This window comes from Paraburkholderia dilworthii (genome assembly GCF_000472525.1).
GTDB lineage: Bacteria > Pseudomonadota > Gammaproteobacteria > Burkholderiales > Burkholderiaceae > Paraburkholderia > Paraburkholderia dilworthii.
On sequence record NZ_AWZT01000012.1, the window covers coordinates 95,327 to 116,970 of the forward strand.

Below are 21,644 nucleotides of genomic sequence, written 5' to 3' on the forward strand. Positions count from 1 at the left end.
TCCTCAGTAATTGGCGCCAGCCGACGATGACGAATCGAAGCTGACAGCACCGGTCGCGACGTACGAACCGATGCCGAAAACGAAAAAGAGTGAGACAGCAAAGCCGAGCAGCACGTAGTGCGTAATGCGGGCGTTGCGGCGGACCGTCGCAACAACGCGGTCCAGTGAGTTGCGACCGAGCGACTTGATCGCCTGCACGAACTGGTCACGACCGGCCGCGTCCGCGATCGTGTCCATCACCGTTTCGGAAAAGATGCCGGTGTCGAGTGCACGCATCGTCTCGTCCGGACGCTGGGTGAGCCTGCGGCCCATCCGGTTGAGGTGCCATTTGAGCCATGGATCTGCCGTCTTCGTGAGCCGGTCGAGCGACGCGCGCAACGTGAGGTTCGAGTCGAAGAGGCCTGCCAGCGAGACAATCAGCAAAGCGGCGCGCAGATCACGCCGGTTGCGCCACATCAGCGGCATGGAATCGACCTTGTTCCGTAGGTGCCCGGTCCAGCGCTTGAGTGTATGAAAATAGCCGAAGACAATCCCGCCGACGATCGAGCCGCTCAGCCACCAGTAGTGGTACGCAAAGCTGTCGAACGCATAAAGCGCCTGGGCAAACGGGGACCATTCCGAGACCGGCTTCGTATCGGCGACGGCCGGAAAGATCGTGCCGCCGAACAGCATCGCGTACAGGTACATGTAGACGATGAGCAGCGCCGGGTAAGCCATCTGCAGTGATGTCGTCGTGGCCAGTACCGCTTTCGCGTTCGCCGCCATCTCCGCGAGCTCGAGGCCGCGGATCGCCGCATCCTGTTGCGTCGATGCACCGGCAATCTCCAGCAGCGCGTATTCGTCGGTCGGGATGTACGGCCTTATCGCGTTCGCGAAGTTGTCCCCCGCCACCATCCGTTTGGCGATAGCCTGGAAGACTGGCCAAGCCAGTCCCTTGCGATTGCGGTGACGCTTCTCCAGCGTCGTCAGCCGCTCGAGCAGCGTCTCGCGATTGCGCAGGCCTTTCGCGGCCACATCAAGCCGCGTTTCACGATAAAAGCCTTCCCGCAGTTTGCTAAATCGCCAGATCGCCACACGCATGCGTTCTTTCTGCGGCAGCATCATGAAGACTGTGTAGACGAGCCCCCTGATCACGACGGCATCCTCCCGTCACGGTCTGCGAAAACCTTGTACTCGTCAAAAGAGCGCATCGTGGTATCGATGAAGCGCGGGTCGATGATCCCCTGCGACGCCTTGTAAAGGGCGTGCTCGTAGATCGTTTTTCCCGTCATGTCGTCATCGTCGAAACCAGACACGCGTGTCGAACGCCAGACCTTCTCCGCGCCGCGCCAGTCGCGCACTGCCACATGGTCAAGAAACTCCAGCGTCGGCCGGAAAATCTCCATCGCTAGCGTCTGCCCCTTGGTGCCGGCAGCTACTTTGCCAGCGCGGGTGAAGAGGCCCTTCAGGCGGCAGTGCTCACAACCGGCTTCGTCGCGGCATGCCATCGTCGACGTGTCGAGCCCGAACTTCTTCTCGAGCGTGTCGACCTGCGTTGCGCTCAGCACGTCGCGCGCGGGAACCTTGCAATGCGGGCACAGCAGCGGAATCAGCTTCTGATTGGCGACTGCGTTGACGAACTTCTCCGACGACATTTCGTCCATCGGCAACTGCAGACGGCCGCCTGCGAGCCGCATGAATGCGCCGATCGCACTGTCCGCGTGGAGGGTTGTTCTGACCGGGTGGCCGGTCAGTGCCAGCTCCGCGACGAGAGCAGCCATCACGCGGTCGCGGATCTCATTGACGGTCAGGTCATCCGGGTCCATCCGCATCAGCGTGCGAATGACCTCGGCCCCTTTGCGACTCGCGTCCTCGTCCGACTCGTCCGGCCGGCGCGGAATCGAAATTTCCGACAGCCACGGATGCGGGTACTCCGACGGTTCGCTCACGACATACTGCTTGCGCAGGTCGCGGGACGACAGCATGTAGGAAAGCGCGCGCAGCAGTGTCGATTTCGCCGACCCGGTTTCACCTGTGAAGATCGATACCCCGCCACTTACATTGCACAACGAGTCGAGGATCTTCAACTGGCTGCGTGTGAGACCCATCTGGTCCGGCATCAGCAGTTTGAGATTCCGGAAATTGCCATCGAGCAGGCGTAGGGCGACATCGAAACCGCCAACCAGCGGCGAGCTTTGCCAGCGGATGTTGAGAATGTCCGTGTGCACAACGAGCGGGATCATGGCCGACTGCGGCGCGCTCGGCTGGAATGTCTCGCCTGAGTTCGTATTGCGAGCGACCAGGTCCTGATAGGACGCGGACAGTGCGCGACGCACCAGCGACTTGGACAGCTTGCGATAGGTGTAAAGGTCGCCGTTTACCCGGAAACGCACTTCGACATCATCGTTGAAGTCGCGGTACTCGTAGTGGACGTCGCCGGCGCCGTATTCGTGAGCGGCTTCAGCAACATCGCGAAACGTTCCAATCGCGCGCGACGTTTCGGGGACGATTGCCGCCGACCGATTGCGCTCGCGCCCGTAGATCGCGGAGATGACGGCCTCGACCGCGATCATCTCTTCATGCACCTTGATATCGGCGCGTTCGAGATCCTTCAGGTACGTCGGATAGAGCGCCGACTCGTGGAACGCCTGGGTCGTCACGACGATCGCCATGCCCGCCTGCACTTCGACTGCCACGAACTCGCGGCGAGCCGCATCAGTGATGCGCAGCGTTGCATCGGTCCCGCGCTCGCTCAGGATGCGCTTGAATGCGAGCGCTTCGGCCGACGGCAGTTGCGGCAGCCCAACCGGGATCAATTCCGGTTCCTGTTGCACTACCGGCTCGGCATGCGCATGAATTTCGTGCACCCCGTCTGCCAGCGGTGAAGATGTGTTCAGATAATCCAGCTCGGGCGACTCCGGCTTCGTGCGCAGGTCAGCCTCTGGATAAGCTGGACGACGCGCATCCCCGGCGGCGACTTCGACCGTTGCCTCTATGTTGATCGTCGACGTTGCAGGCGCAGCTTCGGCAGGACTGGCAGAGAATCCCGTTTTGCCGTCATCTACTGGCCGCTCGTCTGCTCTCGCCGACGGTTCGTTCATGTGGTCGAACGGCCGGGCGTCCGGTGAATGCAGAAAATCCGGATTGCCGTCCTCGTGCGCGTCGACGTCACTGATGTCGGCCATCCGCAGGCGCATACCGAGCGTCATCGGTTGCCCCGGCTTTGCTTCAACCGGTTCGGCTTTCACCTTCGTGCTTTTCTTGCTGAAGCGCGGTTCACGATTAGCGGCATCCAGCTTGTCCGACCCGGCAATGGGCATGGACGACGCCGAGTCCTCCGAGAAACCCGCCCGGAACGCGCGCAAGCGTCCGAAGATGCCGCCAGTGGACGGCTCGTTCTTTTCGATTCCAGAAAACATACTCATGGGTCAGCGTCCCTTGTTAGCGAGCAATAGCGGAAAGAGGAATGTTCGGAGGCAGCGGGCCCGACAGATCCGGCAAACCTCGAACCGCCAGCCCGCTCACCCCCGATTGCTGGACGTCCTGCGCGGGGGTGCCCCCAACTATCGTTTCAGTCCAGGTGCGCGCGCCCTTGCCTGTCCCGTCAGCAACGGTCACCACGAACCCGTCGACGCGCTTCACAGTCCAGCCGTTAAGAAGCCTGGCGCCGACGTGTGCGGGATACGATGCATTGCGGTACTCGTAGAGCACCGACTGTCCGCTCATGTCGCTGAAGGCGCCAACAAACCGCACAGGCTCCGCGCGCGAACGAACGGGCGCAGGCTTGCTATTCACGGGGGGTGCAGGAGCAGTGGCGGGCGCCACCGCCGGAGCAGCACCATTCAAAGCCACACCACCGGGCAGCGCGCTCCCGTTGCCCGCCAGTTGCCGCGCGATGGACGAACGCGCGATCCGGTCCACATCCTCGATGGAAAGGCGGGACTCTGACGGCACAGTCGCCGACGCCGACGCCGGCGCAGCGGAAACAGACGTGGCGGTTGCGGACTGTGACGCTGTGGACTGTGGGACTGCGGCCTGCGAGGCCACGCTCGTATGCGCAGTTGCATCAGCCGCCGGCGATTCCGTGCTCAGATCGAGGTCCGCGGACGGCACATGTGAGCCGACTGACTGTGGCTGCACCGTCTTCGTCTTTGGCTGGGCATGGACGGCGACCGAAGCAACCATCAAGGCGCACGCGAGCGCCGGCAGGACTTTAGTTGAGAACATAGTATTTGCCCCTGGCTGTGAAATGGATACCGTTCTGGACGACCGCCTCGCCGCTTTGCGACCTGTTCGCGCCGGCCTCTCCAAGCTTCAGCTCAACGGTCATCGTGTCCAGTGTCATGTTCGAAGGCAGCTTCGCCAGCAACGGCGATTGCCACCGGTATCCGCTGATGGTCCAGTCGCCCACGCGGATTAACCGCTCCGGGCGGGAGTCGTTAGCGCCCATCCGAGCCGCGAGGAGTGGCTTCGGGGGCTCGAGGTGTACGGTGTAACCGTAGCTGTCGAGTTCGAACGGCTTTGCGGAAAGCCTCTGTGGCGGTGTCTGCAAGGCTTCGATCAGCCCTTGCTCCGTGGGCCAGGTGCTCTGATCTTTCGCAGTCACGAACGCGACTGTGGGAACATCAGGACCGCGCGCCCCTGCATGCAGTCCATCCGCATCGAAATGCAGCGGGCGCATCGACTCAGGCGCGGTCTGTCGAAGATCGTCGAAGCTGCCGCCGTAGCGACGCAGCGTCAGTGCGCAATAGCCCTGCGTGCCGCACACCGCCTTCTCGAACACAAAGCCTGCAACGACCGTCTCGCTGTTGCCGAGCGTCGCAAGCAGCGCGGGCGCAAGCAGATTGGCGCGCGGCATCTTTGCGGCGAACGTCTGACGCACCTGCGAGGCATACTTCTCCTCGAACGACGGTTCGCGCGGTGCGGGTGGCGGCGGCGGATTGAGAATGTCGACCAGTTCGATGCCACCAAAAATCACCGCGGCGCCAATGACCACGATGGGCACTATGGAAGGAACGCTGGCGGGCACCTTGCCAACGCGCGCGCTTCTTCGCGCATCAAGCAGCGCGGCCGCACCGAAACTCTCGTCGACGTCTCCCACGGCCGGCCCCGAGCCGAGCGTCGTGAGCGGCAGGTTCAGCTTCAGACATTCCTGCTCGATGGAGAGCTTCCTCTCGTGGACCTGCGGTACCGTGAGCACCTCATCGCTACGCACGACCCCGCGTACAACGAACACGACGTGCACGCGCTGATCGTCCTGCAGCAGCACGGCCACAGCCGCCTTGCCCTTCACCCGGTCATGCTGTGCAATGCGCGCGGCGCCCGAGTAAAGCTTTGCACCCTTAAGCTCGGCCATCTCGGGCGCGCAGAACCCACCGATGACGTCCTTGCCGATCCTGTATTCGACATAGTGGGTCGCGCCGAAATCGTCGGCATAGCGACGGCGCTCCGCCCGCATCTGCTTCGACGGGTACGCGCGCCACTCGAGCCCGAAGATGAGACGCGCGTTCTTTTCGCGCGGCAGTGGATCCGTGATGTGCATGAGCCCGCTCACATCGACGGGACGACCGAAGCCGTCAGCATGATCACTTGGAACGTCTTCGCCTTGTTCCACAGACCCGTGATACCGGCGATGCCCCCATTCGTCGTGCTGTCGGCGTGATCGGTCATCTCGCCGTACAGCACGACCGTCTGGCCATCGGCCAACGCGACAATCTGATCGTCCTTGCTGCCCACGGTGTGTGCAAGCTGGATCGTCTGCTGCGTCTGGCCAGAGCCGACCGACTTCTCGGTGAAGGGGCCGTTCAGCTTCGAACTGTCGCTCCAGTACGCGAGCACGATCTGGTTGTGATCGTTCACCGACGGCAGGATGTTCACGAAATCGCCTGTCGTCACGGTGCCCGGGTTCAGGCCGGGAACGCCGCCCGACGTCGCCGTCAGGCTGCCTGCGGAGGACGTCGTCGAGCGCAGGTAGTCGTCGCTCTGGAACGAAGCGATGGACACTGGCAGGCCATTGAGCGTGAGCTTGGTCTGCGTGTTGTCCTGCACTGTGCGCCCGTACTGGTTGAGTGCGTTGATGACCGCATTGGTGCCGGAGAACGGCGCATTCGGGCGCAACACGGACATGCCGAGCGTGCCACCACCGGACGACAGCGACGTGGGCGACGTAAAGCTGATCGCGTACTTGGCGAGGCCGCCCTCAATTGCGTTGAACACGACATCGGCATTGGCGCCTGCCTGGCTGCCGCGGTTCAGTGCAATTTGCAGGGTACGCACGCGGATTGCGACCTGACGCGTCGATACCGCGTTTTCCTGCGCGAGCAGCTTGCCCATCGCATCTGCGGCCTCGCGCGTGTCGTGGACCATGACCAGACGGCTTTGCGGATTGACGTTGACGCTGCCCATGGGCGAGCGCAGCTTGTTCAGCGCGTCCGTGATCGACTGGATCTGATCGAACTCACCCTGACGGCCCGTCGAGGTCTGCGCCGAGAAAGAACCCGTGTCACCGCTTCCTCCACCACCGCTGCCATTCGACTGGTTGCCGGTCGAGGTGTCCATGCCCTTGGACATGGTGGACTTGATGGAGACCTTGCCCGGAATCGCGGCAATCTGGTACATGCGGGTCACAAACCGCGTGATATTGATGGTCGAGCCATCGAACGACCAGTCGAGCCCGAGATCCTGCGTCATGCGGGTCAGGTACTCGCCAGCCGGGCCGTCAAACACCTGCGCATAGCGGGGCTTCTCATAGTTGCTCGCGCTGTTGCCGCCTGGTGCGGACGACGACTTGCCACCCGACGATGCGCCCTCGCGCGGCACGAGCGAACTCCGCGGCACGAAGACGTCAGGGCTCAGATGAACGGCATAGCCTGTCGCGCCAGACACCAGGTTAGCGATCCGGTTGATGTCGAGGTTCGCGGGCATCGTGATGCGCTTCTCACGAAACGTCGCCGGCAGCGTCGCTTCATACGCGACCGGCACGAGGCGATCGCCGAGGAACGCCGTGGGCACATCTTCAACGAGCGCCATCGAGCCGGGCAGGTTATTCATGGCAGCGCTGGCGGTGCTGTTTGCCGAGTCGTAGGCCGAATTGACATCGCCTTGCGTGACGGCGCAGCCGGCGATGACCAGCGCGCACGCACCAGCAGTCGCAGTCCTCAAGATGAAAGCGTGGCGCATCGGTTACTCCTGGCAGTTGGCCGCGCGTGCCACGACGCGGATGACGTTGTTCGAATGACGGCAGATGCGGGTCGGCACGCGCATGTGGTTGGTCGCTTTCATGACCTGAACAAGCACTGACGTGAAGTCGCCCGTGAACGTCGCGTTGAACTCGAGCGGCAGGTCATCGTCGACCTTCCACGCGAGTTGCCAGCCTTGGGTCTGTAACCAGCGGTCGAGGGCGTTGCGCAGATTGCGGTCCGATGGCGACACCGAAAACGTGAGTACACCGCCAGGCGCCGCGGCCGCTACCGTAGTCGTAGCCGTAGTCGTTGTCGCTGGCAGAACAACCGGAGCCACGGCCATCGAAACGGGCGCGGTGGACGGTGGCAACACCGACCCGCTCACAGCCGCTGCGGGAGCCTCACCGGGCACGTTGCCGGCCGGCGCACCTGAAAGGACCTGCCAGCCGTCGCCTGCCGGCGCGGCGATGCGCGACGGGCTCGGATCGGTCGCTGCGCGCGTCCATGCGGGCCCGGCGATGAGCAGGATTACGGCGAGAACACGCGCCACCACGCGCGCCCGGTCGTTACGTTCGATGGTCACATTCATTGTTGTTGCCCCAGCCGCTGTAGGCGGCGATAAATGGCGTTTGCGTAAATCAGCTGCTTCTGCGTCGAGACCGCGTTATAGGCGCCGACGGCCTTCCATGTCGGCCCAAACTGCCGGATATTCGATGCGAGAATCCACGTGCCGACGTAGCCGTTCACACACGGGTTGAAAAGATCCTGACGCCGGATGCCGTAGCGCGCGAGCTTCGGCAGCCACGACGAATTGATCTGCATCAGACCGATGTCTTCAGTACCGTTGCTGTTCACGTTCACAGCGTTCGCACGCATCCCGGATTCGTGTTGCGCAATCGCATGGACAAGCTGCGTACTCACGTGCTGGAACGCCGCAGCGTCATCAAGGCAGTCCGCGTGCGCGAGCGGCCCGCACAGTGCAGGTACCGTAGCGATGAGAACCGGAATCACGCGCCTCATGATTTCGCGGCTCCAGATGCCGCCGACGCCGTCGTCGGTGCGCCCGCTGCAGGACGCTCGAAATACTTCACGTCGTGACGCCGCGTGACATTCACAGTTGCGCCATCGGCTGTCACGATGAACTGGTCCGCCGTGCCGTTGAACATGTAGTAGCGGCCCTTCTGCTCGCCGAAGCCCAGGTGTTTCACGTCGCTCACATGGACCTGCACGACAGAGTCTGCGAACTTGAAGAACGTCTGGCCGTCGCGGTCGAACACCGCCTCCAGATGCGCGGCGCTGCCCGCGTCAAAGTCGTACACCGTGCCTGCCGAGCGGCCCAGCTCAACCGTGCGCGTTCCGTCCGAAACCAGCATGCGTTCCGCACGCTCGACTGTCATGACCGCGGTTTCGCTATCCCACTTCGGGTGTAGCGACCGACCGTCCAGCGTCCTGAACGTCAGCTCGGTTGCGGGCTTTGCCGCGAAACGGATCTGCGTATGTGTGTCGTCGCCATCGCGGATCGCCTGAGCGCCGAAGTACTGCGCGAGCAGCGACGCTTGCGGCGTACCAGCGGCGGAGGCGCCTGCTGCGCCCTCTTTCATTGCGACCGTCTGCGCGATCGCGTCGGCCGGTGACTTCTGGCCAGCAGCGTAGTTCAGCGCGCCGGACTTGGGCGCGTCGCGATGCACCCTGATATGACGTGACGTGAAATCCACATCAGCGTATAGACCGCTTTGCGTCATCAGGCGATCAAGCGCCTGCATCCAGTTCTCGCCGGCGCGGGTGGCGAAGCCGGTGTTTTCCGTCAGGTCCACATCCTTCTGGGCGGAGCCCGTCCATCCCTGGGGGACGAGTGCCTTCACGACGGCGGCCACCGGCATCGAACCACTCAGCACACGAACGGGCTCGAGCGAGCCGTGGGAGCCGATCAGCACCAGTCGATTCGTGAAGCCGTCGAACGCAGCCGGCTGGTCGTCGCGCAACGACGCCAGCGGACCGCGCGCGCCGGCTCCGATAAAGGCATTCGCCCTCGTCCAGCGCGCACTGGCCGAGCGACCCGCTACCGTGTACGTGATCGTCTCGGGCGTGCCGTCGACAACAACGTACGGCCCTTCCTGATGACCGCCAGCGGCTGTGATGACCTGACCCGCGCGCGGCTGAATGTATGTTTTGGAGCCGTCATTGAAAATGAGCGCCGGGCGCTCAGCGATCCCACCCGCGATTTCGTAATCGAAGTCGAACGGGTCGGTGTTCGCAGCATGCGACGCCATCGCCACGAAGAGCATGGCGCACGCGACGGCGATGCGGGAAACGGTGTGCTTCATAGTCCGGCCTGGATCTGGTTGAGGTGCCGCGCAAAGCGCGCGAGATACGCCTGGCCCGGGACCGGATTGGCGCTGTGGTAATAGGCGATCGCCTTTGCAACCGAATGGGTCTTGCTGTAGTTCTCGTTGAGAATGTCTTCAGCCACGCGGATGCTCGTCGCGGGCGCGAGCGCATCCCAGGGCGATGCAAAGCGGCGAGCGTGGTACCCCCAGTTGATCTGCATGATGCCGACATCGAAGTCGCTGCGACCACGCGCGATCAGTGACTGCACAACGCGGTAGGCGTCCTCGCGCGACCTGAAGAAATAGCCCTGTCCTGCGATATTCAGCGTCCAGGGCCACGCATGCCCATTGAGCCCTGACTCGTTCAGCGCAATGCCCGCCAGAACCTTCGGATCGACGCTGCCATGCATGAGCTCGAACGGCGTGACCGCACTCGCGCACGCCCAGCCTCCGCGTCTCTCCGTGATAGCGGCCTGTGCTTCGTCGTCAAGCATCGGGGGCTGGAGCCAGCCCTTACTGACGAGCAGCCCGGCCAGCGCAACATCGCGCTCATCCACAGCCACGGTGATCCCGCTCTCGGAGTTGCGGCCTACCGGTTGGCCGACCAGATGCGCGGCCCACGATCCAAAGGCGGAAAGCCCGCAATAGAACACGGGTTTTCCATCGATCTTTGCGATCGTGCGCGCGGTGCCTTGCGCGAGCACGACGCTTGTCGGACTGATGACCTCTTCAATCGTCGCGGCATGCGCCACCGGCACAAACACTGCGACCAGCAAGGCGGGAAGAAATCGCTTACTGATCACGGTACGGCTCCATGTAGATGTCGCGATTCACTTTCAACATGAAGCGACGCTCGCCCGGACCGTCCGTGATAGTCGGCGGGATGTTCTTGTACCGGTCGAGCACCGACTGGGCGGTAGTCGCCGCGACCTGCCCGCCCGTACTCCCGACCTGCGTGACGCCAAGCGGTCCGGTCGTTGTCGAGGTGTCGCCACCGTCGAACTTTCGAAGCAGAATGGCAACGAGAAAAGATGTGCCGAAGATTTTCAGGAAGTGGTTGTTGACGTCACCCGAGAACCCGGCCGTCCCATCGGCATCAGCGCCCTGCGCACCGAACAACGGTACGTGTTTGCCGTTCGGCAGACGCATCTCGGTTGCTGCAACGAGAATGCTTTCCTGACCGGGTTGAATGTCCGAACTGTAGGGCGCGGTGATCATGCTCCCCTTCGGAATCATCAGGCAGTCGCCGCGGATGCTGTCGTAAACGTCCTTTTCGACAACCAGCGCAGCAGTGCCGGGCCTGTCTGAATTCAGGCCTTCGATCGACAACACCGGAATGTGATGCGGGGGCGACAGGACGCAGCCGCGCGCCTGCCCGACAAAACCCGTCCGAGCGAAGTCCTGGCCATTCCCGGACTGATTCGCGACGTTCCTGATGAAGGCGCCATCGTGATCCTGGCTTGAATAGGGCCGCGGCCCCTGCTGTCCGCCGACGCCGGCGGCCGACAAGGCGGCGGCCACGCGGTCACCCACCGACGCGCCTGCTGCCTGCTGTGCGGCGGCCTGTTGCGCGGCAACCTGCGCGGGCGTGAGAATGCCCGGGATTTGCCCTGCCTGCTGCGGGGCGGTGTCTTTCACTTTCAGGCCAGCGCGAAAGATCGGCGAAGCGAAAACTGCGTCCGAATCTGCCTGTGACTTGATCTGCTGCGTGTGCTGGTCCCCAAGAAAATTATCCGCGTTCAAAGCAGGCGTCGAGCTGGCCCCCGCTGTCGACTGCGCGCCCGGCGCGGCCGCCGCACGCGCTTCTGAAGCTGCCTGACGCCGCGCCGCTGCCATCTGGTCGTCGATGGTCTTGTTCAGGTCCTGGGTATTGTTCGACTTGTCGACAACCTCCGCCTGCTTCGCCTTCTTCTGGAGCTTCGCCTCTTCTTCGGCCTTGTTGCCTTCCTTGACCTGATAGTAAAAGCCCAGCGCGCCAATAATGACGGCGACGACCACGCCTGCGCTGATCAGCACATTGCGGGGCGACTTGCCTTTGACGATCGTCGCCCGGTCGCTGTCAGGTTGTCCGTTTTGCGTAGCCATAATTCGACTCAGAATCCGAACAGGCCCGGACGCCGGCGCCTGATGGTCACTTCCTCATTCGGCGCGCGCAGCACGATTTCCTTCGCCATCTCCTGGATGACGATGTACTGCCCGCGGCGAATGAAGTTCGGGCTGACGACATCACCGTGATCCTTCACGATCGGGACGGCGAACGGAGCGTCGGCAGGCAGGCGCAACCAGACGGACTTGCCATCGTCGAACACTGTTTCGGGCCGAAACGACGCGGAACCAGAAACGGTGTAATCGAAGTTCAGCTTGTCCGGAGACACGCCAATGGGACCGGAATCGTTCGCCGAGCTTTGGCCGTCGCGTGACTCATAGCCGGCCTCTTCCCGCGCACGCACCTTCGCCATCAAGGAGCCCGGGTAATTGAAGCGAACTGTCTGATAGAAGAGTCCGCCCATCGGCGAAGAGACGAGCGTCATATCGTATTCGCGCAGGTTCGTCGTCAGGTGCAACGTGTTGACGAGACCGGGTCTGATCGGCTTCACGAATACATGGTTACCTCCGTCGGTGTCGACGATCCATTGCACCGAGTCGCCCATCGCCGGGTCCGTGGTCAGCCGCTCGCCGGGCGCGAGCTCGATCGTCGTGTTCTTCAACGGCGCGGTCATGATCCGGTAGATCTGGTCGCGGCTGTACGGAAACACCGCCATACGCGCGTCGCCAGGCATCGTGACGGGATCCGTGCCAGCGTTGTAGGGGTTAACCGGGCTCATTGGATCGCTCATGGCGTTCGCAATATCGAACGAAGCGCCCGACGGCGCTTCGCCCTTCCTCGCGGCACTGGCCGGCTGACACATCGCGCCGACGCACAGCCCGGCGACCATCAACGAGGCAAACGTACGGTTCGAATTCATCATTGGGTCTTCTGCATGGAGAACAACGGATAGAAGAGCCCGAACGGGTTGCGGCCGAGCGCGTCTTCGGCAGTCGGAGGGACGACCTGATAGCGGAAAGTCAGCGCGTATTTCTGGACGACCGGCTTGTCGGTCGGTGACTGGGTGGTGCTGGTTGTAAACTCAACGACAGCCGTCGAGTCTTCGAGCAATGCGACGTTGAAGACGCGCGGCTCGCGCACGAGCTTCGGATTGAGCGTAATAGCTTGGAACGGCGCGTCGGCCTTGATCCAGTCAGCGAACTGGTTGCGTGCGTTGCCGACCATCATCGCCTTGACGGCGTTGATGTTGCGCGCCATCCGCGAAGCCTGGATGTCGTCTGTGAGCACCGGCTCGATCGTGAACCAGCTCTCAACCGTTTCTTTCAGTGCGGTGCGAATCGCCTGATCGTCGGGCTTGTAGGCTGTCAACTGTCGGACAACCGCATGGCCATTAGCGTCGGACGAGACGCCGTACGCCTTGACCACCGACGGCGCTGGATTTCGCGTATACACCGCCCCACCGGCAACGAACGCCAGAAAGAAGGCGAAAAGCTTCCAGTGATTCGCTTCCGTGCGCAGGCGCGCGCCCATATCGAAGATGAGCCCTTCGGGGTCCTCTTCCGAATAACCACCCGGCGCTGTAGAGAGCGCTACCTGTTTTTTACTGCGGAATAAACGCATGACGATCGGTCCATTTGTGCCGACTCAATTGAATCAGCGCCAGCAGGAAGCCAGTCATGCAAAAGAGGTGTGATTTGCAGCCGCATTAGCGACACGGGATTCGTCCCGCGATTGGGACGAGCCGGCTCACGGTCTTAACCCGGAATGACGGTAAATAATTGAAGCTTTTACGGTCGGCGCACCCTATTCAGCCCCGTAAAGTAGAGCAGTTTCCGTCGCCAAGCCGGTTCCATAAATTACAAGGTCAGTCACGCCGCTTGTCCCGGCTAAATTCCGACCCTAAGTGACTGATTTTTATGCGTTCTTCAGGGAAATACGCGATAGATTGATCTCGTTGAGACCGTGAGCCGGCTCACGGTCCTATTTCAGTTTCAGCGACTTTAATGAGACATAATCCGCGTCTCGCGATCTATTGTTACGATGTCTGAAATAGTCCGCCAGCCTGGCGCTTGGTTATCAAGCCAAATGGCCGCTACCAAGCTTATCAATTGGCGCTAGGATTTTTTCCCCAGACCCCAAAAACCCTTGCAAGGACGCCGACTGGCCGCTTAACGACGTAGCCGCTCAGCGCTTTGCGTAACGAGCTTCGGGAGCGATAGCGATCTTGACAGAACTATTGGCACGATAAGATCCGGACGTAAACATTCGAACGAATACATGAGGCCCAGAACATGCGGTACGACTTTAGTGTGCGTCAGATTCCCAACCAGCTGACCGCAGTCTCAATGCACAGCCGGCTGCGTGCCGCGAAGGCGCCCGTGGTGGTTATGGGCCGGTTCTATTCGGCAATGATTGAGCGCGGTCTTTGGGTAACGCAAAAGGAGTTGGCCGCTGGACTCGGCGTTTCGACGGCTCACACATCACGGATGTTGGCCGTCGCGCGGTTGCCCGAAGTCGTGTTGGACGCAATCGCCGACAAGCCGTTGTCTGCCGCACAGGTGGCCACACTCCACGTGCTGATGCGGCAAGTCGGAGAGAAGCTGATCTCGGAGCGCGCCGCAAGTCTTCCGCCTGGAAGCACGACGGCAGACATCTTCGCATTTCTGACCACGGGACAACGTCCTCCGCATAAGGGCGTTAGCATCAGCTTTGCAAGAGGCAAGAAAGGAGGCAAGAAATACCTCCGCATTGACCACGCCAGACATCGCGAGCGTTGCCTCGCGCGTTCGAGAGATCGAATTGCTCGTGAATGCGCTGTTGGCGACCGATGACGCCGCGCGGCGGTGACGCCGGGATACCTCCGGCCAAGCTCGAAGGATGAGCTGGGTAATCGTCGAGGCGGGGGCGATCCGCGCGACGAGGTTTTTTTCTGGTCCAAAGCGACGGCACGGTACGTCTCAGACGACTGTTCGTTGGAAGACTTATTCGCTGTGCTAACCATTGGCCATCCAAAAGAGCGGAAGGGCGTGCGGTCAAGCCTTGTGCACGGACAAAAATATCTTCGTCTTGATGTGCCGAACTTCGAGCAAGTGGCGCCCCGAGTAGCGCAGCTGGAGCAGATTCTCAACTTTCTGCTTGCGACGAGTAACGGGAAGGACTGGATGCCAGCTATGCCACACGCCGGGAATGCGCGCACCGTGCTCTCTAATCGGCCGCTAACTTTGCGCGAAGCCACGAGGTGTAGGCGGTTCGCTCCAATGCGTTTTTGAAGGTCCCCGTTTCGTGCTGATACGTGTTGCCCTTACCGCCTTGGGCCATATATTCGGCGGCGAACTGCTGCTTTTCAGCGAGGGACAGTGCTCTGACCTTCTCCGTCGTGCGTCGCGCTCTTTCGTCTGCCGATGTCTGGTCCGGGGTTACGGGTGCCGGTGCGGGAGCCTCTTTGAGCTGGTTTCCTAGAGACTCAATGATCGTCCCTTTTTCGAACACTGTCCTCGCGTAGCCGCCAGCGTTACCTCGAATCTGCTTTCGCTTCGCACGCTCCTCGACGTAGAGCGCCGTTTGAAGCGCCCTTTCAGGCTCCTGCTGAATCCAACTTATCGCAAGTCGATCCCCAACACCAAGCTTTGTGAGCCGTTTGAACGCATCAGAACTCCGGACCGCCTTCTGATCCTCGTCTTCGTCATTGTCTAACATCGACCGTTGGGGATTATCGTCAACAAGAAAGCGGATTTGAACCACCCTCCTCGCCTCCCTCTTGTACTCCGGGGTGACGATGATATTAGAGACTTGGTTTATCTCTTTGACTGCCTTCTTGATGACTTCACTTGAGAAATGCTTGAACTCATCGTACATGCTCGCGTCGGCACCGAGAAGTCGTCGCCAAGTTTCTACTGAGATCCAGCCAGTCGATCCTGTTCGTTTAAAGCGCAGGCAGTTTTCGTACAACGCGAGCGCGTAGCCGCCGCTAAACTGTCTCTGAACGTTGATGTTTATGAGCGTGTAGATGTCAGGGTTTGCAAGTTTCTCGGCGAGCCAGTCACTGTATTCGTATGCACAAGTGCCGCTTTTTATACTTGCATAGGCGATAAGCGGAGAGGCCTCCCAGTCTGTTTTTCCGCCATCATGAAGAAGGTCGAACGAGATTGGCGTCGACATGACTTTTAACAACGCACGCTTTAACGCGTCGTGGTTTTTGCTGTCGAACCCCAGCATCGTACATAGAATCCCGACGGGCAATGTGTGACGTTTCTTTGTGAGAAGCTCGTCGTATGCGTTCAGCAAAAGCACGTTCACAATCTTGCGCTCAAGTAGGGAAAGCTCGCCGCTAACGTGAACCGTAGCGACATGCTTTTTCAGTTCGCTGGGTGGAAGGTTGAGCGGCTTCAGGTTTGCCATGTTTTCTCCGTTACGTCGGCGATTTTAGGGGGAGAAGGTCATGTCGGCAACTCATTTGGCTCTGACCTTTGAGAGCGCGGCAGTTACGCGCTGCCCCCGGCGCCCCATAGACCATGACTGTTCCTGTTCATAACTCATCGCGCGAGTGCGGGTGCGGGGTTCTGGGAAGGAATCTGTCGAGAAACAACTCCTGTTTGTTGTTTTCTTTAAAAACAAACACCTTTAACAACGTTTACAGCGGGCGAAGCCTTGCTGGTAGGTTGGTTCGGCTCCGTTCGGTAGGGTTCTATGGGGTGAAAGGTCAGGGTTTGTGGGTACAAGCGGGTTCTTGCGGTCATGGTTCGTGGGTGATTCGGTCATGGTCTATGGGGAAAAGTCAGGTTCCGTGGGGCGTGCGGAGAAAGCCGTTGCAAGCGATTGATCTGTAAGGACATTCGGAAGACATCCGGCTTCCATAGGTCAGGGTTCGTGGGGAGGAGGTCCGGGCCGGGGGATAACGCGGCCATCTGCCCCATAGACCATGACCTTTAGTGGGTGGGTTGGGCGTTAGGGATCGGCCTAGCCCCATCGATCGCAACGCCGGGACATTGAAAAGTCCGCTGGCCGACGCAACTGAACGCCCGATTGTTGGCTGCGCCTCGCCTTGGAGTCGCGTGCAAGGCGTCCGCTCGACTACGCGCCGGTCGGGTTTGCCCATAAAGGATCACTTCCAGAAGGAGCCAGTCTCAAAAGCTCCCCACAAAATATGACCTTTTGGTTGACCGTAGTTTGAAAGCTCCCCACAAACCATGACCTTTTGACCTTCCCGGCGAGGCACTGTGTTCCAACCTGCACGGAGCTGCACCACAGTCGGAACGTTTCCGATGGATTGCATACGGGGCCTTATGTTCAATCAGCGGCGGACGTGTATCGTGCGCCGGAATTAACGTCGAAACTTCTTGCAAGCCCTAGTTTTCCTCACTAAGCTCCGGCAGAATTCAACACGAGTTGGCGATTAACGCTTTAGGTGTTGAAACAACCACGCGACGCTCATAGCCTTGGGCGTTACTAAAATTGGGAGCCCTTGATGAACACAGCAGTGCGTGCGCGCTCTGAAAAGCCAGTAATGTCAATCCAACTGAAACATGCTCCGAAGCCGATGCCCCTGTCGGCGATAAAAGCTATCGCCGACAACGCGAGCGGCATGCTCGTGGATGTTCGCGAAAGCATGCTTGCTCCTCACCCGCGCAAAAATCCTCCGGTTTTTACTACTGCACAAGTCGGAGACCTTTGTCGGATCGATCGGCAGCGAATGAACTATCTAACGCGGTCGGACTTCGACTTGCCGCAAGGGACGCTGCGGCACAGTCGAAGCCGGGAGTTTACTCTGGAGGAGGCCCGGGTATGGATTGCCCAAATTGCGCCGTTCGCGAAGCGGCCTGCAGGGGTGAAGGGAAAGAAAATTGCCATTGGGAACTTCAAGGGCGGTGTGAGCAAAACGACTACGGCCATGACGCTTGCGCAGGGCTTATCGCTCTTCGGCCGTCGGGTGTTACTCGTTGATCTTGATCCGCAAGCGTCCTTGTCCGCGCTCAACGGAATACTGGCAGATAGCGAAGTTTCTGACGAGCAGACGGTTCTTCCGTTGATTTATGGAGACGTGGACGACCTGCAATACGCGGTCCAGTCGACGTACTGGGACGGCGTCGATCTCATTCCCGCAAGCGCCGCATTGTTTGGCGCCGAATTTTTTCTTCCGTTCAAGCAATCGAAGGATCAATCATTCCAATTTTGGAACGTGTTGAATCGGGGGCTTGAGCCGCTCTTGGACGAGTATGACGTCGTAATTATTGACACCCCCCCTGCACTCTCCTATCTGACAATCAACGCCTTCATGGCTGCGGACGGGCTGATTGTACCGACGCCGCCAAGCGCACTCGACTACGCATCTTCCACTCAGTTCTGGAGCCTCTTTTCGGACCTATCAGAAAGCATGACACAGGTGGCGCCTGAGCTCGTCAAAAGCTTCGATTTTATTCATGTTCTTCTTGCGAAGGTCGATCAGAGTCAAGCGGCAACGCCTATCGTACGAGATTGGATTAACAAGACATATGAAGGCTTGGTGCTTCCGATCGAAATTCCGACGACTGCGGTTACGCAAACCGCCGCGGCGGAATTCGGGACCGTGTACGACATTTCGAGGTACCAAGGCAGTCTGAAAACCTATCAGCGGGCCCGCGAGGCCTACGATCGGTTTGCCGAGATTATCGATCAGCAACTTGTTGCGTTGTGGCACGCGGGCCAGGAGGCCAAATGAGCATTAAAGACCGACTAGCAGCAAAAGCCGCTTCCATAGGATCGTCTCCACGCAGTCCAAAGGGCGGAGACGATCCCTCCGGACGGCCGAAAACGGCGCCTGGGCAATTGATGGCTTCCTTTCCGCTACTTGCCGAGAAGGAGCGAGAACTCCAGTCGGCAATGAAGCGAATTGAGGAGCTTGAGACCGCCGGAGTCGGGGCGTCTCAAGAAGTCGCAATCGAAACTCTCGTCGAAATTCCGGGGCGGCGACGAGTTCTCTCTGAGGAAGAGTACAAGGAGCTTCGAACAAACCTCGAAAGCAATCCGCTTGTGCACCCTATTGTTTATCGACCGCTGGGCGATGGTCGGAACGAGATCATTTCTGGAAATAACCGAGTAGCGATTTACCGCGATGAGTTAAAGCGCGCGACCATTCGTGGTGTACCGTTCAACGGAACGGATGCTGAAGTGGAGTTAGGTGCGGCGTTCTCCAATTTGCTCGCGCCGTCGCTTCCAGACTTTGAAAAATACCGGCAATTCAAGAGAATTCAGCAGAACCTTGGTCTGTCCCAGGCAGATATCACCCGTATGTCAGGGCTGGCGCAGAGCCACGTGGCTCGAATTCTGTCGTTTGAGAACTTGCCAGACGCTGCGAAACAAGTTGTCGCGGCCAGACCTCACAAGCTGGGCGGCACCGCTGCCGCGAAGTTCGCCTCGTTGGCGCAGCAAGGGCGAGTGGAAGAGGTGACGAAGGCAATCGATGCTTTAGTTAATTCAGTCGACATGACGCAGGAGAGGGCTCTGGCATTAGCCTCCCCAGCTCGTCCGAAAGCGGCACGGCCGTCGGTAAGGACAATTAACACCGGTAAGCGGAAGTTCTGTGACGTGTCAGTCAGGAGCGGGGTCGTCGGTCTGCGCTTTCCGGGAAAAGACGGAGAGGCAATCGCGGAAGAATGGGCGCGACGAATCGCCGAGTTCATCGAATCTGAGATCGACAACAAGTAATGGCGCTGAACATCCAAATTGGAAACTCAATCAAATCAAAGCGTTAGCGGACGCGGCACTGCTCTGCTTCAGCTAATCCAATTTGGATATTCAATAGAATCAGGTACTTGGGTACTTGGATTGTTCGGCGCTGGCGCGGGCTCCGCTCGGGGCGTGGGAGCGCCGATTTGAGCATCGCCGGTGCGCCAGTTTCCCCGGTTAAAGTGGCAAGGCGGCCAGGATGCTGCGGCGGAAACTTCGTCCACGTCGAGCCGCCAATAACGCCGGGCCCCGCATTCATGCGTTTTCTGGCCCGAGCCGTTCGTGACCTTTGCTATCGTAACGGGCGCGGCCTTATATACTGAATTTGCGCTGCCGATGGCACGGGCGCTTCGCGCTAAACTGCGCGCTCAGGGGGCTCCCATTCTGATAGAAAAGTGTCTGAAGGTGCTACGGAAGTGTTACGCCAAAGCTGAACGATCAGAAAACTGTCAGTTGACAATGCCTTTGGGTTAAGCGCCAAGCGCAGTCACGATGCCGGCTCTCGATCGAGCGGTCGGGGCAGGGACCGGGGAGCGACAGGTGATTTCCCGAAAATCGCGCCCGCCGTTTGTCATTCATCCAAATCCCGCTCGCTGGCGTAGAAGCGCTCGAATTCTTGCGCCATTCGACGTTGCTCCGCTTGAACGTAAATCGAAGTTGTCTGCATACTGGCATGTCCCAGCGCCCGCTGGATTACGTCGATCGGGACGTCCTCGGCCGCAGCATGTGTCCCGAACGTGTGGCGAAACGCGTGCGGCGACGCCTCATGAAGCACCATCCGCTCTGCTTCCGACAGTCCGTCCATACCTTCCAGCAAACCTGTCATCGCCCACCGGACCAGTTTCCAGACGCCATGTGTGGAGTAACCCTGGGGGGCATCAGTATTAGCATGCTTGGCCTCGGCAACCCTGAAATTTGGCACCACGAGTGGCGCGAGCAGCGGAAGGGACAGTGAAGCGGGCGAGTGCGGGCCGTCAAAAGATTCCCCTCTGTCGTGCCAGTGGGCGCGCAGTGCGGACACCGTAGCAGGACTGACCGGGACCGTGCGCTCCCGGTTTCGCTTGCCAATCACTGTTAGTTGCCACACCGGATGCACACGTGTGCTGTGCGGTGAAACCACCAGCCGGGCACGCACCGCGCCAGCCGCCTCTTCCCGCCTCAGCCCCGAGGCCCCCATGAGCAGGAGCAGGGCGCGAGCGATGCGCCACTGCTTCGCGCCCACGGGTTTGCATGCCCCGTCCATGAACGCCCGGGCGCGCTCCCATAGATCTCGAGGAAGTGCCCGATCGATGCGGATGCTGGCCTCCCGTTTGACCACCCGCGGGTCGTTCACGGCCTTCCACGGGTTGCCGGCCAGATACCGGACATCGACCAGCCACGCGAACGCCGCACGTAGCGCCCGGGTCGCATAGCGCTGCGATTCTGGTGTCAGTGCATCGGTCGCAAAAGGTCGCCAGCGCGGCGAGCTACGCGGCGCCCTAGGCCCGACAAAGGAAGGGCAGGGGAGAGCGAGGAAGTCCTTGTAGGCTTCACAATCCTCGACCATCAGCGCGCTCATTGGCTTGCCCCTTACGGCGACTGCCCACAAGAGAAAGCGTTCCAGCTCCTTCGTGTAAACCCGCAGCGTTTTTGGCTGGTCGCGATAGCGGTTGAGGTAGGCGCGCACCGCGTCCAGATCGTTGCGCGCTTGGATGAACGGGAAAGCGCTAGACCGGTTGGCGCCAGTTGTGCCGGAAAGAGCGGCACCGAGGGTCATCCGTTCGAGCGGCACAAGTGCGCTGCGCGGCCAATCAACGACCACTAAGTCGGCCGCGACGAGGGGGTCCTCGAGTTCCACATCATCGACCACCCGCTCACCAATCGACGCCTCATGCTGCCGGAGCCACGCGACGATGTGCCGGGCCCGGCCCGCACCGATGCGCGGCACCGGCCGCCACCAGCTGCCTCCGCGCCGGTTACAGAACGCCACCAGATCGCCAAGCGTCCTGATCCCTTCGCCCTTCAGCCGGAGTGACACGAGCGGACGGAACCACATGCCGACCGGATGCTGGGCATCGGGTCGCGCTACTGCAAGCGCTGCCGCCTGCTCGACCATCTTCAGCGTAACCGAGGTGAGCCGTGCGCTGCCGTGCGCACGCGCCGACGCTTTGAGGTGATCGGCGAGCACGGGTGATCCATGCTCGATCGCGAGGTCCACCAGATCGGCCTGCATCTGTCGCAGATATGTGCTGACCCACCCGGCGGTGGGCGCATTGCCATCGCTGTCCTCGCTGAAATACAGGCGCGCGATGGTCGCCGGCGGCACCCGTTGCACGAACGCACGCAGGGCGGTGAAGTCGGTGCGGCTATAGGCGCGCGTGAGGGTGATAGGAAGTGACCGGTTGCCCATGCTGGAATGAAAACGAAAAA

General features: G+C 60.6%; 17 protein-coding genes. 3 read left to right on the forward strand and 14 right to left on the reverse strand.

Annotation, left to right across the window (positions count from 1 at the left end):
• Positions 1–3: 3 nt before the first annotated feature.
• The 12 genes from F759_RS0113495 to F759_RS0113550 all read right to left on the reverse strand — a co-directional run bounded on the left by F759_RS0113495 (position 4) and on the right by F759_RS0113550 (position 13,154).
• A complete protein-coding gene (locus F759_RS0113495) occupies positions 4–1,134 on the reverse strand; it encodes a hypothetical protein (protein ID WP_027800323.1) in 1,131 nt (376 codons plus the stop codon).
• Positions 1,131–3,404: an ATPase, T2SS/T4P/T4SS family gene (locus tag F759_RS0113500; protein ID WP_027800324.1), complete on the reverse strand. Its 2,274-nt coding sequence runs from the start codon at positions 3,402–3,404 to the stop codon at positions 1,131–1,133. The genes F759_RS0113495 and F759_RS0113500 overlap by 4 nt, the downstream gene beginning before the upstream one ends.
• Before the next feature lie 16 nt (positions 3,405–3,420).
• Positions 3,421–4,206: a hypothetical protein gene (locus tag F759_RS0113505; RefSeq protein ID WP_027800325.1), complete on the reverse strand. Its 786-nt coding sequence runs from the start codon at positions 4,204–4,206 to the stop codon at positions 3,421–3,423.
• Positions 4,193–5,437 (reverse strand): hypothetical protein, encoded by a 1,245-nt coding sequence (locus F759_RS0113510; protein ID WP_322787089.1) that lies wholly within the window; start codon positions 5,435–5,437, stop codon positions 4,193–4,195. The genes F759_RS0113505 and F759_RS0113510 overlap by 14 nt, the downstream gene beginning before the upstream one ends.
• Before the next feature lie 92 nt (positions 5,438–5,529).
• Positions 5,530–7,158: a type II secretory pathway protein gene (locus F759_RS0113515; protein WP_027800327.1), complete on the reverse strand. Its 1,629-nt coding sequence runs from the start codon at positions 7,156–7,158 to the stop codon at positions 5,530–5,532.
• A gap of 3 nt (positions 7,159–7,161) precedes the next feature.
• Positions 7,162–7,749: a TcpQ domain-containing protein gene (locus F759_RS0113520; protein ID WP_027800328.1), complete on the reverse strand. Its 588-nt coding sequence runs from the start codon at positions 7,747–7,749 to the stop codon at positions 7,162–7,164.
• On the reverse strand, positions 7,746–8,180 hold the full coding sequence (locus tag F759_RS0113525) for a lytic transglycosylase domain-containing protein (protein WP_027800329.1): 435 nt from the start codon (positions 8,178–8,180) through the stop codon (positions 7,746–7,748). The genes F759_RS0113520 and F759_RS0113525 overlap by 4 nt, the downstream gene beginning before the upstream one ends.
• Positions 8,177–9,484 (reverse strand): TrbG/VirB9 family P-type conjugative transfer protein, encoded by a 1,308-nt coding sequence (locus tag F759_RS0113530; RefSeq protein ID WP_027800330.1) that lies wholly within the window; start codon positions 9,482–9,484, stop codon positions 8,177–8,179. Before F759_RS0113530 ends, F759_RS0113525 begins: the two co-directional genes overlap by 4 nt.
• Positions 9,481–10,287 (reverse strand): transglycosylase SLT domain-containing protein, encoded by an 807-nt coding sequence (locus F759_RS0113535; RefSeq protein ID WP_027800331.1) that lies wholly within the window; start codon positions 10,285–10,287, stop codon positions 9,481–9,483. The genes F759_RS0113530 and F759_RS0113535 overlap by 4 nt, the downstream gene beginning before the upstream one ends.
• Positions 10,280–11,572 (reverse strand): TrbI/VirB10 family protein, encoded by a 1,293-nt coding sequence (locus F759_RS0113540; protein WP_027800332.1) that lies wholly within the window; start codon positions 11,570–11,572, stop codon positions 10,280–10,282. The genes F759_RS0113535 and F759_RS0113540 overlap by 8 nt, the downstream gene beginning before the upstream one ends.
• 8 nt (positions 11,573–11,580) lie before the next feature.
• Entirely contained in the window at positions 11,581–12,456 is an 876-nt protein-coding gene (locus tag F759_RS0113545) for a TrbG/VirB9 family P-type conjugative transfer protein (protein ID WP_027800333.1), read from the reverse strand.
• Complete coding sequence (locus F759_RS0113550; protein WP_027800334.1) at positions 12,453–13,154, reverse strand: type IV secretion system protein; 702 nt, start codon at positions 13,152–13,154, stop codon at positions 12,453–12,455. The genes F759_RS0113545 and F759_RS0113550 overlap by 4 nt, the downstream gene beginning before the upstream one ends.
• Positions 13,155–13,825: 671 nt before the next feature.
• On the opposite strand from F759_RS0113550, the gene F759_RS0113555 reads away from it, so the two are divergent.
• Positions 13,826–14,365 (forward strand): hypothetical protein, encoded by a 540-nt coding sequence (locus F759_RS0113555; RefSeq protein ID WP_027800335.1) that lies wholly within the window; start codon positions 13,826–13,828, stop codon positions 14,363–14,365.
• A gap of 373 nt (positions 14,366–14,738) precedes the next feature.
• On the opposite strand, the gene F759_RS0113560 is transcribed toward F759_RS0113555, so the two are convergent.
• Entirely contained in the window at positions 14,739–15,932 is a 1,194-nt protein-coding gene (locus F759_RS0113560) for a replication initiation protein (protein WP_036024304.1), read from the reverse strand.
• 1,066 nt (positions 15,933–16,998) lie between these two features.
• Between F759_RS0113560 and F759_RS0113565 the strand changes: the two genes are divergently transcribed.
• Both F759_RS0113565 and F759_RS0113570 read left to right on the forward strand, forming a co-directional pair.
• Positions 16,999–18,228, forward strand: coding sequence for a ParA family protein (locus tag F759_RS0113565; RefSeq protein WP_084534254.1), 1,230 nt, complete (start codon positions 16,999–17,001; stop codon positions 18,226–18,228).
• A complete protein-coding gene (locus F759_RS0113570) occupies positions 18,225–19,214 on the forward strand; it encodes a ParB/RepB/Spo0J family partition protein (RefSeq protein ID WP_027800338.1) in 990 nt (329 codons plus the stop codon). The genes F759_RS0113565 and F759_RS0113570 overlap by 4 nt, the downstream gene beginning before the upstream one ends.
• Positions 19,215–19,806: 592 nt before the next feature.
• Here F759_RS0113570 and F759_RS0113575 read toward each other — a convergent pair.
• Positions 19,807–21,624, reverse strand: coding sequence for a site-specific integrase (locus tag F759_RS0113575; RefSeq protein WP_027800339.1), 1,818 nt, complete (start codon positions 21,622–21,624; stop codon positions 19,807–19,809).
• Between the last annotated feature and the right edge of the window lie 20 nt (positions 21,625–21,644).